15 protein-coding genes are annotated in these 14,072 nt (G+C 48.4%); 10 read left to right on the forward strand and 5 right to left on the reverse strand.

Annotation, left to right across the window (positions count from 1 at the left end; genetic code table 11):
* Positions 1-9: 9 nt before the first annotated feature.
* From WBJ53_RS17000 to WBJ53_RS17010, 3 genes are all read left to right on the forward strand, one after another.
* A complete protein-coding gene (locus tag WBJ53_RS17000; RefSeq protein ID WP_338868238.1) occupies positions 10-1,905 on the forward strand; it encodes a TlpA disulfide reductase family protein in 1,896 nt (631 codons plus the stop codon).
* A 47-nt stretch (positions 1,906-1,952) separates the two neighbouring features.
* Positions 1,953-2,312: a cupin domain-containing protein gene (locus WBJ53_RS17005; RefSeq protein ID WP_338868240.1), complete on the forward strand. Its 360-nt coding sequence runs from the start codon at positions 1,953-1,955 to the stop codon at positions 2,310-2,312.
* A 92-nt stretch (positions 2,313-2,404) separates the two neighbouring features.
* Complete coding sequence (locus WBJ53_RS17010) at positions 2,405-2,905, forward strand: GNAT family N-acetyltransferase (RefSeq protein ID WP_338868242.1); 501 nt, start codon at positions 2,405-2,407, stop codon at positions 2,903-2,905.
* A 26-nt stretch (positions 2,906-2,931) separates the two neighbouring features.
* Here WBJ53_RS17010 and WBJ53_RS17015 read toward each other — a convergent pair whose 3' ends face one another.
* Both WBJ53_RS17015 and WBJ53_RS17020 read right to left on the reverse strand, forming a co-directional pair.
* Positions 2,932-3,825, reverse strand: coding sequence for an SDR family oxidoreductase (locus tag WBJ53_RS17015; protein WP_338868244.1), 894 nt, complete (start codon positions 3,823-3,825; stop codon positions 2,932-2,934).
* Positions 3,826-3,894: 69 nt separating this feature from the next.
* Positions 3,895-4,734, reverse strand: coding sequence for a crotonase/enoyl-CoA hydratase family protein (locus tag WBJ53_RS17020; RefSeq protein ID WP_338877198.1), 840 nt, complete (start codon positions 4,732-4,734; stop codon positions 3,895-3,897).
* A gap of 194 nt (positions 4,735-4,928) precedes the next feature.
* Here WBJ53_RS17020 and WBJ53_RS17025 point away from each other — a divergent pair, with 194 nt between their 5' ends.
* The 3 genes from WBJ53_RS17025 (at position 4,929) to WBJ53_RS17035 (ending at position 9,163) form a co-directional block, all read left to right on the forward strand.
* On the forward strand, positions 4,929-5,264 hold the full coding sequence (locus WBJ53_RS17025; RefSeq protein WP_338868246.1) for a helix-turn-helix transcriptional regulator: 336 nt from the start codon (positions 4,929-4,931) through the stop codon (positions 5,262-5,264).
* Complete coding sequence (locus WBJ53_RS17030; protein ID WP_338868248.1) at positions 5,261-7,894, forward strand: ABC transporter permease; 2,634 nt, start codon at positions 5,261-5,263, stop codon at positions 7,892-7,894. Before WBJ53_RS17025 ends, WBJ53_RS17030 begins: the two co-directional genes overlap by 4 nt.
* Before the next feature lie 141 nt (positions 7,895-8,035).
* Positions 8,036-9,163: an aminotransferase class V-fold PLP-dependent enzyme gene (locus WBJ53_RS17035; protein WP_338877199.1), complete on the forward strand. Its 1,128-nt coding sequence runs from the start codon at positions 8,036-8,038 to the stop codon at positions 9,161-9,163.
* On the opposite strand, the gene WBJ53_RS17040 is transcribed toward WBJ53_RS17035, so the two are convergent.
* The gene (locus WBJ53_RS17040; RefSeq protein ID WP_338868250.1) at positions 9,160-9,333 is read right to left on the reverse strand and encodes a hypothetical protein; all 174 of its coding nucleotides are present in this window, start codon (positions 9,331-9,333) and stop codon (positions 9,160-9,162) included. The genes WBJ53_RS17035 and WBJ53_RS17040 overlap by 4 nt on opposite strands.
* Here WBJ53_RS17040 and WBJ53_RS17045 point away from each other — a divergent pair.
* On the forward strand, positions 9,332-9,871 hold the full coding sequence (locus WBJ53_RS17045; RefSeq protein WP_338868252.1) for a sigma-70 family RNA polymerase sigma factor: 540 nt from the start codon (positions 9,332-9,334) through the stop codon (positions 9,869-9,871). The two genes, WBJ53_RS17040 and WBJ53_RS17045, sit on opposite strands and share 2 nt — an antisense overlap.
* 71 nt (positions 9,872-9,942) lie before the next feature.
* Entirely contained in the window at positions 9,943-10,551 is a 609-nt protein-coding gene (locus tag WBJ53_RS17050) for a redoxin domain-containing protein (protein WP_338868254.1), read from the forward strand.
* A gap of 9 nt (positions 10,552-10,560) precedes the next feature.
* Here the strand turns inward: WBJ53_RS17050 and WBJ53_RS17055 are convergent, their stop codons facing one another.
* Positions 10,561-10,875 carry a hypothetical protein gene (locus tag WBJ53_RS17055; protein WP_338868256.1) on the reverse strand — a complete coding sequence of 105 codons (315 nt, stop codon included), beginning with the start codon at positions 10,873-10,875 and terminating at the stop codon, positions 10,561-10,563.
* A gap of 200 nt (positions 10,876-11,075) precedes the next feature.
* Here WBJ53_RS17055 and WBJ53_RS17060 point away from each other — a divergent pair, with 200 nt between their 5' ends.
* On the forward strand, positions 11,076-11,669 hold the full coding sequence (locus tag WBJ53_RS17060; RefSeq protein ID WP_338868258.1) for an NAD(P)H-dependent oxidoreductase: 594 nt from the start codon (positions 11,076-11,078) through the stop codon (positions 11,667-11,669).
* Between the two features lie 226 nt (positions 11,670-11,895).
* Here WBJ53_RS17060 and WBJ53_RS17065 read toward each other — a convergent pair whose 3' ends face one another.
* Entirely contained in the window at positions 11,896-13,074 is a 1,179-nt protein-coding gene (locus WBJ53_RS17065) for a cysteine desulfurase family protein (protein ID WP_338868260.1), read from the reverse strand.
* 114 nt (positions 13,075-13,188) lie between these two features.
* Between WBJ53_RS17065 and WBJ53_RS17070 the strand changes: the two genes are divergently transcribed.
* Positions 13,189-14,067, forward strand: a complete 879-nt coding sequence (locus tag WBJ53_RS17070) for a mechanosensitive ion channel family protein (protein ID WP_338868261.1) — start codon at positions 13,189-13,191, stop codon at positions 14,065-14,067.
* The last annotated feature ends 5 nt before the right edge of the window (positions 14,068-14,072 follow it).

The raw sequence follows: 14,072 nt of genomic DNA on the forward strand, positions 1-14,072 counted from the left end.
AATTACGTTATGAAATTGCTCCTGGCTCTCCTTCTTTTATTAACGGGTATTCATTTTTCAACAGAAGCCCAATTTCGCTTTTTGCCCGAAAAACCTCAGGTCGGACAAACCGTTTCGTTCACCTATACACCGCAGGGCACGCCACTCGCAACCGACAGCACCGTTGAAGGGCGTTATGTGCATTACGGCACGCCAACCACCATGCACCTCAGTCGCCCAACCACAGCTACGGTCGTTCGGCAGGGAAACGCGTTTGTTGGCCAGATTTATATTCCAACCAAGAATGTGATGGGTACCATGCTGGCTTTCCGAAACAGCAAACAGCCAACCCACACCGATCTGAATAAAGGAACGCTGTACATTATTCCGGTTTACGATGCCGATGGACAAACCGTTCCACATGCCATTGCCGGACAGGCTTCGGTGTTCACCCGCAGTCAGTTTCTTTACGAACTGGGCAGTCGACCCGACCCCAACTACGTGGTTTTACTATACAATCAGGAGCTTCAGCAAAATCCGTCGTTGTATCCCATGTACTGGTCCGATTACCTGGCAGCCCAGATCAAGCAAAAAAAGCCTGGCTATGGGCCAAAAGTAAAATCGGGTATTGAAACGTATCTGGCTTTTCAGCCCTCGCCTACGGCCGAAGAGCTGATGGCAGGTGCGCGGCTCTACGAAAGCATAGGCGATTTTCCGAAAGCCAATGCCCTGCGCGAACGCATGAAAACGCTCGAACCAACCGGATCGCTGGTCCAGAAAGATCGGGCAACGGCTATCCGCAATGAATCGAACTGGGGACGTAAAAAATTGGCCTATCAGGCATACCAAAAAGAGTTCCCGAACTCATCTTATCTCCCAGCGCTAACGGTTATGATGACCGATGGCTATTTCAAAAATAACGATATTCAGGAACTGGTACGTTTTGTTGAGCAACAGCCCACTACGCATACGGATGTACTGATGCTCAATACCATTGCGTTTCAACTGGCCGACGAACGCCGGTCGCTGCCCGAAGCCGAACAATTGACAAAACGGGCGATGACTATTTTAAAGACCCAGCCCAAACCAGCTAACGTAACGGGCAACTGGGAGATCGAAAAACAGCATCGGCAACGCCAGTTGATGAACACCCTTGCACGGTCGCTCGAACAACAGGGCAGATATGCCGAAGCTTATACCGTTTATCAGGACGTTATTCTGCCCGACGACATCGAAAATAGCGATCCACGCACCAACGAACGCTATTTCCTGTGCGCCATTGCGGCCAACCACGCCACCGATGCACAGCCTGTAACTGAATCGGCTATTCAGACTGGCCGGGCAACAACCCGGCTAAAAACCGTTTTTCATGACTGGTATGCTAAATTACCTGGCAATACGCCAGCGAAAGCCGATGCTTACCTGGCCGATCTGGAAGCTGATCTACGAGCCGACCAGCGCGATGAGCTGGCGCAAATCCTGATCAACGAACCGGCACCCACCTTCTCCATGACGGATTTGAATGGTCATACCATTTCGTCGGCTTCGCTTCGCGGCAAAGTCGTTGTGCTCGACTTCTGGGCTACCTGGTGTGGCCCCTGCATTGCTTCTTTTCCGGCCATGCAACAGGCTCAGACGCGTTTCCAGAACGACCCTAACGTCAAATTCCTCTTCGTCAATACCCGCGAAGGTGGCCCTATTCAACGTGTTCATTCGTTCATGAACAAGCACTCATATAATTTCACGGTTCCGGTAGATGGTAGTCAACGTGTGTCAAAAGCCTACAAGGTGCTCGGAATTCCAACAAAAGTGGTGATCGATCCTAAAGGGCGTGTACGCTATCGTCAGATTGGCTATTCGGGCAACCCGGAAGCTACTGTTAATGAGCTAACACTCGTTGTAGAAATGCTGAAGGAAGAGAAATAAGTATGTGCTACCAGGATCTGTACCCCACCCGTTCTTAAGCATTCATTATGGCAGATGAACGACCAATCATAATCAGCGCCCAGAACGCCGAACACTACAACTGGGGCAATCAGTGCGATGGCTGGCATTTAATTAAATCCGATTCTCTGAGTATCATTCAGGAGCGAATGCTCCCTGGCACATCAGAAATAAAACATTATCACCAGCAAGCACGGCAGTTTTTCTTCGTGCTTTCCGGAGAAGCAACAATGGAGATTGGAAATGAGAAAGTCGTCCTGAAAACCCATGAAGGCATCGAGATTCCACCACGGGTAGCTCACCAGATGCGCAACGACTCGGCAGCCGATGTACTATTTATCGTAACATCAACCCCTAAAAGTCATGGCGACCGGATTGTTGTCGGATAACTCTCCCGGACTCAGGAAGCTCCCCTGGTGTTGAAGCGTCATAAAATCCAGCTAACGTTGCTACTATATCCACGATTAATTCATATTCATCGATGACCATCCGTCTCGCTACCATTACCGATTTGCCCGCACTGCTAAACCTTGTGAAACGGGTGGTCCCCTTGATGCACCAATCCGGAAATTTTCAGTGGGATACTCAGTATCCGAATGAAACGGTGTTTAGTCAGGATATTGCCAAAGCACAACTGTGGGTTGCCGACATCGACGGGCACCTGGCGGGTGTAGCGGCAATGACCGAAGACCAGGAGCCCGAATATGCTCAGGTTGGCTTCGATCTGAATCAGCGGGCTGTTGTTACCCACCGGTTGGCCGTCGATCCATCTTTTCAGGGCCGGGGAATTGCGGCTGCTTTATTAACTCAGGCCGAACAACTTGCGCGGGATCGCGGGGTTCAGTTTCTGCGGATCGATACCAATTCCGAAAACCAGGTCACGCAGAAATTATTCCCTAAAATGGGCTATCAGTTTGCCGGAGAAATCACCCTCAGCTTTCGGCCAGGTCTACGGTTTCTGGCTTACGAAAAACAGCTATAAACGACTCCTCTGCGGCTACGTATGTCTTATCCCTGTCCTTCTTTTTTACTGGCCCGGTTGGCCTGCTTAATACTTTGCTCAATCATATCCCACTGTTCCGTCGTTACCTGTTCGAGGTGATTAAACTCTCCGGCAGCCAGCACTTCGCCCCCATCGATTGTTATGGTTTCGCCGGTAATGTAGGCCGAATAATCGGACAATAAGTAAGCCGCCAGATTGGCCAGTTCGCCATGCTCTCCTACCCGTTTCAAGGGAATTCGACTGGTTGGGTCGATGAGTTTAGCCATAGGTTCTGGAAATAACCGATCCCAGGCACCTTTGGTCGGGAATGGACCGGGAGCAATGGCATTGAGACGGATACCGTATTTCCCCCACTCGGCGGCCAATGATTTCGTCATGATAAGTGCTCCGCCTTTAGCTACAGCCGATGGAACAACATAGCCCGATCCGGTGGTAGCATAGGTCGTGGAAATATTTAGCACAACGCCGGGGATTTTGTTCTCTATCCAGTATTTACCGATGGCCAGCGTAAAATAATACGTGCCCCGCAACACAATGTCGACAATGGTATCGAACGCCTTATACGACAACCGTTCGGTTGGACTGATGAAGTTACCCGCCGAATTATTCAGAAGCCCGTCGACTTTGCCAAACCGCTCAATTGTCTGACTGATTACGTTTTCAATTTCGGCCGGATTCCGAACATCGCACGGCACTGCCAGCACCTGTCCGCCAGTTTCGTTCATTAGTTCCTGAGCCGTTTCATCAATAACTGCCTGCCGACGGCTACAGATTGTAACGTTTGCTCCCAACTCCACTAAATAGCGGCTAATGGATTTACCAAGTCCTGTTCCTCCGCCGGTTACAATAATCGTTTTTCCCTGCATGGCTCCATCCCGGAGCATTCCTGTGGTGTTCATGGGTAATGATTGAATGACTGAATTGTTGAATGATTGGCTTGCGGACGGTAAGTCAATCATTCAATCTTTTTAATAACCTCGATTTGCTTTTTTATTGAACTCGGCCTGACGCTTTTCCAGCGATGCCTGAATGGCCTCACCAAAATCGTCGGATTGTAGCTGAGATGAGTTCCAGACGGCTACGTACTGCAAGCCATCTTCAATGGATTTATTCAGGCTATAGTTCAGTACACGTTTAGCCCCCTGAACGGCGGTTGCCGGATTGCTGGCAATCTGATGAGCCAGCGCCTGAGCAGCTTCAAACAATTGATCGGGGGTGTCGTATACGTGATTGACCAGCCCCGTGCGTTCGGCAAAAGCTGCATCATAGTCTGCGCCCGTAAAGGCCATTTCACGCGTGATTCCCTGCCCAACAATCAGTGGCAGAAACTGCAATCCGCCCACATCGGGTGTGATGGCAAGCTTAGCCTCCCGCAAACTAAATTTTGCCTCGCGCGAACACAGGCGAATATCAGCAGCCGCAATCATGTTGAGTGCGCCCCCAATACACCAGCCATGAATAGCGGCAATAACAGGCTTTGGCGATTCGTGCATTTTCAGAAAACCAGACTGCATCTGCCGAATCTGTGCCATCAGATCGACTCGCTGGTGAGCAACCACGGTTCCGGTTGTCATACTGGCCAGCCGGGGCATCATCTGCGGAATGTTCAGACCGTAGCTAAAATGGTCGCCACTGCCCCGAAACAGCACACATCGAATATCGGGCATCTGATTAATTGCCTCCATCGCCCTGGGCAATTCCTCCCAAAACTCAGGGCCCATCGCATTGCCTTTGCCGGGCCCAAGCAACGTAACGGTCATAACACCGTCGGCTGCAACTAATGATAACGATTGATAGGTAGGGCTCATAAAATAGTATGCATGCATACAGTTTTTGTAAAGGTAATATAATTTCTGGCTGCAATGCAACTTCTACTCCCATCCATCAACCTAAGGGATTTAAGAGCATCAAAAAATATATATTACATACAAATACTGAATTAACTAATTTATTTTACATACATTTAGGGAGTTAATTGAACTATACACGATTGTCAGCGTCGATGAAAGGGACAAATCTGGGTGAATTTGAGGAACTGGTACTCTTAACTATTGCGGCACTGGTCAACGATGCCTATAGCGTTGCCATCTGCGATGAACTGGAAAAACACACTGGACGGGCCGCCAAGCTGGGGGTTGTTCATGCCGTTTTGAATCGACTGGAAGAAAAAGGGCTTGTAAAAAGCAGCCTTGGCGAAGCCACCAGTGCCCGTGGGGGCAAACGCAAACGCTTCTACGAAGTAACACATGCTGGTAAAGTTGGCTTATTGAAAGCCAAAGAAGTACGCGAATCGCTCTGGCGCGTTATTCCTGGTTTTAACCTTGGAGGCTCTATATGAAAACGACAGACAACAAACCGTTAGAGCCGCCGATGTGGGCAAAACGCCTGCTGAGCTGGTACTGCCGCCCCGACCTGCTCGAAGACCTTCAGGGCGACCTGAACGAATACTTCGAACGAAACCTAATGAGCAAAGGTGCTCACCGCGCACGACTCATCTACGCGCTCGATGTATTGAAGTTTTTCAGGCTCTACACCATCCGTAAACCCGACTTTATCAATCTTTTCATTCACTGGATTATGCTTGGCAGCTACCTCAAAACCTCCCGGCGGAGCCTCGTCCGCAACAAACTGTTTTCGTTCATCAACATCTTCGGTCTGGCAGTGAGTATGTCGGTTGGGCTGCTGGTTATTTCGTTTATCAACGACCTGCTCTCTTTTGATAACTTTCAGAAGAAAAAAGACCGCATTTACCGGGTTATTAGCACATTTCAAACACCCGAACAGCCTCAAGTGGATCTGGCATCGACATCGATAAAAGTGGGTCAGATCATTCGGAAAACCGTTGCGGGCGTCGAAGATGTCACAATTCTTCGAAACGGGTTTGGCGGCAATGCCACGGTTGGCGAAAAAACCATTCCTTTCGATGCGTTATGGGCAGATGCGTCTTTCTTCAACGTCTTTACGTTTCCGCTCCTGGAAGGCGATTCGGCAACAGCGCTGAAAGATCCCTATTCACTGGTATTGACTGAAAAAATGGCCAAAAAGCTATTCGGCGATGTCGATCCATTGGGCAAAACAGTCCATATCGACACCCTTGACTATACAGTAACGGGCCTTGCCAAAGACGTTCCTCATTTGTCGCACCTGCGGTTCGAAGCACTGGTATCGTTTGCCACCGCCGACATTCATCTGGCCCGCAATGACCCTAATTTTTACGGATGGGATAACATCTGGCAAAATTACGTCTATATCTCCCTACCCAAACAGGGAGATATTACCCCTGTGCAAACTACACTCGCCACACTGAATAAGCAGGAAAATGCTGCATTTAAACATAAGAGTTTTACGGTATCACTTCAGCCGTTCGATGAAATTGCTCTAGGTCGTAGGCTCCAAAATGCCATCGGCCCTACCATGATTCCTCTGGTTGTCTGGATACTGGTCGGTCTGGCTTTTGTGATTATGCTATCGGCCTGTTTCAACTACACAAATCTGTCCATTGCCCGTTCCCTTCGGCGTTCCCGCGAAGTGGGTATTCGGAAGGTAATTGGTGCCCTAAAAATGCACGTACTAGGCCAGTTCATGACCGAATCTGTCCTTATTGCGCTGCTTGCACTGGTATTCTCGTTCGGATTGTTTCTGTTCCTGCGCACACAGTTTCTGGGTCTCGATCAATTTGTCAGTAACCTGGTTTCGCTCAATTTATCGTTCCGGGTTGTTCTTTATTTCGTAACACTGGCCATTGTGGTCGGACTGGTTGCGGGGTTCTTACCCGCCATCTTCTTCGCCCGTATCAATCCAATCCAGGTCATTAAAGACGTATCCGTTCTGAGAGTGTTCCGGCGCGTGACGATGCGTAAGGTACTGATTGTTGTGCAGTATACGATTTCTCTGATCTTCATCACGACTACCATCATTGGCTACTCGCAGTACCGCAGTTTTCTTACCTTCGATTTAGGTTTCAGTACCGAAAACATTTTAAATATTAAGCTTCTGGGTAATAAGGGCGATGTGTTGGCCAAAGAACTCGCCAGTATACCCACTGTCAGTGAAGTAGCCAAATCGCAAATGGTCACCAGTTTAGGGAGCGTAGGTGGTACAACCATAAAATACAAAAACCCGCAGGACTCGGCGCTGGTGTGGCTCAACATGGTAGACGAGCATTATTTACCCATTCATAAACACAAGCTACTGGCCGGAAAAAACTTCAGTCTACGACCAAAGCATGGCGAGGAAAGCGAAATTATTGTGAATGAGCAGGTGCTGAAGCGCTTCAACATTGCCCACCGAAACCCACAGAAAGCGCTGGGCGAAATCATTACCGTCGATGGTAAAAAGCTGGCTATTGTCGGCGTACTGAAAGATTTTCATTACGAAACGATCCAGAGCCAAATCAAACCCGTTATGTTTCGGTACTCGGCCGATCCGGGTGGCTATCTGAATATTAAAATTAGCTCGACCGATTTGCCTGTAACGATGGCACAGATAGAAAAGGTCTGGAATAAAATCGACAAGGTTCACCCGATGGAAGCCAAATTCTACGACGATCAGATTGAGGAAGCCTACCGTCAGTTTTCGGTAATGCTGAAAGTGATTGGTTTCATTGCTTTTCTGGCTATTTGTATTGCCTCGTTGGGTCTGTTCGGTATGGTTGTGTTCACGACCGAAACGAAACTGAAGGAAATTAGTATTCGTAAAGTTCTGGGAGCCAGCGAAGAAAATTTAGTATTCACCTTAAGCAAAGGCTTATTGGGGTTACTGGCGGTGTCGGCTTTAGCTGCGTTACCGATCACCTACTTGTTTTTCGACAACGTAGTGCTCACAAATTTTGCTTACCACCAGCCCATTGGCCTTAGCGACTTGCTGATTGGCAGTCTGCTTGTTGCGCTTATTGCCATGCTACTGATCGGCTCGCAAACCCTGAAAGCAGCCCGCATCAATCCGGCGAATGTACTGAAGAGTGAATGAGAGATTGGTCAGTTGTTATTAGTTAAATTACGAATGGCAACTAACTACTGACAACTGACCAATGACTACCCACCCGGAATGATTGTGATGGATAAATGGTTGATGCTATATGCGTAAGCAACCCTACTCCATACAACTATGATCCATTTCGATACCCTGGCCCTCCGCGCTACCCATCAATCCGACCCTATTACCGGCGCTGTTGTCTCCCCGCTCTACCTGTCTACAACTTTTGCCCGCGACGAGGCCAATGAACTGCCCAGTCAATACATCTATACACGACCCAATAACCCAACGCGGGAAGCCCTGGAAAAAGCCCTGGCCGCTCTGGAAGGGGGCACCGTTGGTATGGCCTTTGGATCGGGACAGGCAGCAACCATGACTCTCTTTCAGGCCCTGCGTCCGGGCGATCATGTGGTGTTGGCTGCTGATGCCTATTATGGTACACCTGCGCTGCTCGAACAGGTTTTTCATCCCTGGGGGCTTACCTATACGCGGGTCGATATGAGCGATCTGGCAGCTGTGCAGCAGTCGATCCACGAAAATACCCGCGTAGTCTGGTGCGAAACGCCCTCCAATCCAATGCTGGCAATTACGGATCTGCTCACCATCAGCAGTATGGCCCACGACGCGGGCGCTATCTGCGTTTGCGACAATACCTGGGCTACTCCTGCTCTTCAGCGCCCATTCGATTTCAATTGCGATGTAGTAATGCACTCAACGACCAAATACCTCAGCGGTCATAGCGACGTATTGGGTGGTGCATTGATTTTCAGACGCGATGATGAGTTTACGCAGCGCATTCGCAACCTGCAAAGTTTGTCGGGGGCTGTTCCATCGCCGTTTGATTGCTGGCTGATAAGTCGGGGCATTAAAACGCTTGGTGTACGCATACGAGCACAAACTGTTACCGCACAAGCTGTGGCTGAATTTCTGGATGGGCATTATGCAGTTGAAAAAGTGCATTATCCTGGACTAGCCAATCACCCCGACCGCGCAATTATTCACCAGCAAATGAACGCGCCCGGTGCGATGCTGTCGGTTCAGGTAAAAGGCGGAGCCCAGGAAGCACTTCAGTTTATCGGAAAACTGAAGTTGATAACCCGAGCCACCAGTCTGGGGGGTGTAGAAAGCCTGATCGAGCATCGCGCTAGTGTAGAAGGCCCCAACACAACAACACCCCAAAATCTAGTACGTATTTCGATTGGTCTGGAACATGCCGAAGACCTCATTGCCGATCTGGCTCAGGCGCTGGATGCTATCGGCTAATTTTTCAACAGACAGCAAATTTCTATATAGGCATAGGTGATATCCGGCGCAAAATGGGTATTAATGCTAGGACTTTCGCCAGCGACGGAGTTTTTAGCCAGACCTTTGGGCTTGAGCAAGGCGATCGCTTTAACTAATTTCTCATAGCCATAGTTAGCAGGAATGCTCATGAAAAACAGACACCCCGATGACTCAACTTTATTAGTAAACATTCAATTGCGCGAACGGGTCGCCTACGAATTTCTGTACCGGTACATATACCCGTCCATCGCCCGTTATGTCCAGAAAAATAATGGAAACCGGGCCGATGCTGAAGACCTTTTCCAGGAAACACTGCTGGCGTTGGTAGAAAATGTAAAACAGCCCGGTTTTCAGCTTCGCTCGTCGCTCAAAACGTATCTATTTTCCATTGCCCGCAACCTTTGGCTGAAGCGTTTACGCCAGCAACAACCAGATCTGATCGATGATTTTTCACCATTCGAATCGCTAACGGATACCCTCCCGAACGATTCGCGGGAAGGTCTTCTCACAAACTGGCTATCGAAAGTAAGCCCTATGTGTCGTCTGCTCCTGAAAGCATTATTCTACGAAAATCAGCCCATAGCCCAGCTAATGCTCCGTATGGGCTGGAAGAATAAGCATACGGCTGATAATCAGAAATATAAATGTGTCCAGCAGATTCGAAAAGTAGCCACTGTGTATTCATAAGGTCATAGTCGAGGTGATTGATACTACTTAACGGGTATTAACAGGAAATAAAACCTGTTAATACCATGATTATGGATCTTGTTTCACTGGCCTCAACGAGTGTTCTTGCCACAGCAGCACTAGCCCAATCCGAAAAAAACCAGCAGCCATTAGTGCCCAAACAACAGGCGCCTTCTTTTTCGGTGCCTGATGTATACGGTCAACCAATTTCGTTAGCTCATTATCAGGGCCAAAAAGTGTTACTCGTTTTTGCCCGATTTGCTGGTTGTCCTGTCTGTAATCTTCGCTTTCATCAGTTGGAAGCCCGCTCGTCCGAATTTAAAGTTAAAGGCTTAGCAGTCATTACAATCTATGAGTCGTCGGCTACAGTTATGAAAGACTATATAGATGGCCAATCGTACTATTCCCGTTTGGTACCCAATCCCGACGAAAGTCTCTACAAACTTTATCAAGTTGAACGGTCGGTGGGAAAAACAATAAAAGGAATAGTAAAAGGCGCGGTAGGTAAGGCGCTAAAAGGCAATTCTTTATATACGCGTAAGGTAACGATGGACGGGCATAAAGATCGCATCAGCGCGGAATTTCTCATCGACGAACAAGGCAACATTGCAACCGCTTACTATGGCCAGTATTTGGGCGATGAGCTCCCAATGGAAAGTATTGAGCAGTTTTTGAACTGATCAATCAATCTAGTGCCTGGGAGGGGTGAGCGGCACAGATTTCCAATAGCGTGGTGGCCGCCGTTTCGGACCTTGCTGGCCATGCACTTTCATGGTATAATACGCTAACGTGTCCGGTACCGATACGGGCATGTTATCAAGCGTTGCCCGTACAACATTTTGGGGATCGCGGGAGTCACGGTAAAATGAGTTTCCCGGACGCGAGTTTGGCATTCGGTCCATCGGCACATCGGCAGGAATCGAATCGCGACGACTTATCGTTACAGGCCTTTGTGCGTAGGCATATCCTGAAATCAGGAACAGGAAAAGTATAGATTGTTTCATGGTCTTGGTTTAGCAATTAGTCATTAAAATGAGACTGCCTGAAGTAACGAACCAGCAGCTAATAGTTAATGAGGATTGACACATGGCAGTATTACCAAAAGACCCATTCTCAACTACATAGGTTGCAAACCCGAAGAAAATCACAACGAAACTAAACCCCAAAAGCCTTGGTTTCTCAAACAGAAGAAGCAACCTAATCAATGAAAATCGCTTTAATTTCTACCTCGTCGCGTAAAAACAGCAATTCTTTGCGCTTCGTCACTTATATAAAACACCTACTGGCCGAAGATGGTCAGCACGATGTTACAGTCGTAAGCTTCGAGCACTACGACATTCCATTTGTAGGTCAGGGGTCGGTGAAGCACGAAGAGCTTACCTCGTTCCAGCAGGAATTAATTAACGCCTGGGAGCCTGCGGATCTGGTGTTGTTTGCCATGCCCGAATACAACTGGGCGGCACCACCACAGGCAACCAATACCATTCATCAATTGGGCGTTCCCTCGTTCAAACACCTGTTCAATAATAAGGTGTTTACTATGGTTGGCATTTCGAACGGGCGGGGGGGGCGTCAGCCAGCGCTGGATATGACAACGGTTGTTAACAAGACTATTAGCTTCACAAATAGCTATTCTATTGTGTCGCCGAAACTCTATGAATCGCACGAAACGGATAAGAATCTGGATGAAACCGGCCAGTTTATCGGACACGAAGTCTACGAACGAACGGCCCGTGCTTTTCTACACTATACACTCAGTGTGGCACAACGGTGGATCGTGACTGAACCGGCAGTATAAGCCGGTTTGTGTAAAACAGTCATTTTTCATTGGGGAATGATAAAAAGTACCAATGATAAATGACTGTTTTTTTAATGACCCTGTTTAACCCTTTGCCTTTTTACCGCAGAGAACACAGAGCACCTCTGCTTAGCGGGCTTTGGGTATAATCGTTGCGTTCTCTTCGGTAAAAAGAACGCATTTGGCGATTATTCCAGAACGTTTAAACAGCCTCAATAACAGAAAATCAATTCGCCAGTTCTTTCTGATACAATCCTACCAGCGTATCAACGGCGTAGTCAATTTCTTCCTGCGTGTTGTACTTACCAAACGAGAACCGGACATAGCCCCGCTCAGGGTCGAGGTTGGGCAGGGCTGCCAGCACGTGCGACCCCACGTTTGAACCACTCGAACAGGCCGAACCGCCCGATGCCGAAATCCGGGCAATATCCAGGCTGAACAACAACATATCGTTGATGTCGGATGCAGGCAGGCTCACATTCAGCACCGTATACAAACTGTTTTCCAGATCGGCCGAATCGCCATTGAAGCGCACATCAGGCATTTTTTCCAGGAGTTGTTCAACCATCCGGCGCTTCAGTGACAGAATATGCTGCTTATGCGCTGCCATATCGCGATAAGCAATTTCAAGTGCTTTAGCCAATCCGACAATTCCGTAAACATTCTCGGTTCCTCCCCGCATATTCCGTTCCTGGGCTCCTCCGTGAATGAACGGGTGAATTTTCACATGCTCAGCATTGACATACAGAAACCCGACACCTTTAGGCCCGTGAAATTTATGTCCGGCCCCAACGATAAAATCGACGGGGAGTTGCTGTAAATTATGGCGAAAATGCCCCATAGTCTGGACCGTATCGGAATGAAAGACCGCTTTATAAGCGCGGCAGATTTCACCGGCCCGATTCAGATCGAGCAAATTGCCGATCTCATTGTTGCCATGCATCAGCGAAACCAGCGACCGCTCAGCGCCATCTGTCTGGTTTTTCTTTAGCAATGATTCAAGATGATCGAGGTCGATATGGCCTTTCGAGTCGATGTTGACCAGACTCAGTTGAATGGTTCCCTGTTTGGCCAGGTATTCGAGAGTATGCAACACCGCATGGTGTTCCAGGGGTGAGGTAATCGCATGTTTCAACGCATAGGTTTCGATACTTCCCCGAATGGCGGTGTTATCGGCTTCGGTGCCACCCGATGTAAAAAAAATTTCGGCAGGCGATGTATTCAATAAACCAGCAACGGTCTTGCGTGCTTTTTCAAGGGCGGTCCGAACGGTTCGGCCATGACTATGAATGGACGACGGATTACCAAATTGCTCAGTCATAAGCGGTAACATGGCGTCCAGCACTTCAGGATCGAGCCGGGTAGTAGCGGCATTATCAAGGTATACGGCAGCGGTAGGTGTCATTGTTTGTCGATCGTATAGGCAAATCTTAATCCTGCAAAGGTACAGTGAAGCCCGATACCGATGAAACACAAACCGAAACTTGGTCGTTCTCTTATTACCATAACTACACAAACAATGGATTTTTCACAAGCCCCCGAACTTATTTATGCCGAACTCTCGCTCTGGATTCGTAATGCAATCCGATATATTCCAAAGGTAGCTGTAGCGGTTCTCGTACTCGTTCTTTTCACATTACTCTCGCGCTGGCTAAGCCGTTGGGTTATCCGGGGCCTGAACCGTTTCAGCACTAATATCTCGCTGATCAATTTAACGGGGGCTGTCATGCGCGTGTTTACAATGGCCGTTGGGATGTTTGTAGCGTTGAGCGTATTGGGTCTCGATAAAACCGTTACGTCGTTGCTGGCCGGTGCCGGTGTACTCGCCCTGGCAATTGGTTTTGCCTTTCAGGACCTTACTACCAACTTTATTTCGGGCGCTATGATTGCCTTTGCCCGTCCGGTGCAGGTTGGCGACATTGTCGAAACCAACGGATTTACGGGTAAAGTGCTCGACATAAAACTACGGTCTATTGTGATTGATAATGGAAAAGGCCAAACGGTTGAATTGCCCAGCAAAGATGTGTTCCAGAAACCAATCATTAATTATTCGCGAATCGGTCACCGACGCATTGAAGTGACAGCGGGTATTTCCTATATCGATGATTTATCCAAAGCTCAGCAGATCGCCATTGAGGCCGTACGGGGGCTACCTTTTGTGTTACAAGATCAGCCAATTGAATTACATTACCGGAATTTTGGCGATGCCAACATCCAGTTTGTACTTTGGTTCTGGATCAAATCGGCCGGAGGCAGTCCGCCTGTTGCGCTTAGTGAAGCGATTATAGCTATCAAGAAAGCCTTTGACGAGCACAGGATTCTGACTGTTTTTGCGTGGCAAACATTCGATTTAAAGCAAAAACTAATTGACTTACATACCGAGAATCCAGCCTCCTGACACCA

This window comes from Spirosoma sp. SC4-14 (assembly GCF_037201965.1).
In the GTDB taxonomy this organism is placed as follows: domain Bacteria; phylum Bacteroidota; class Bacteroidia; order Cytophagales; family Spirosomataceae; genus Spirosoma.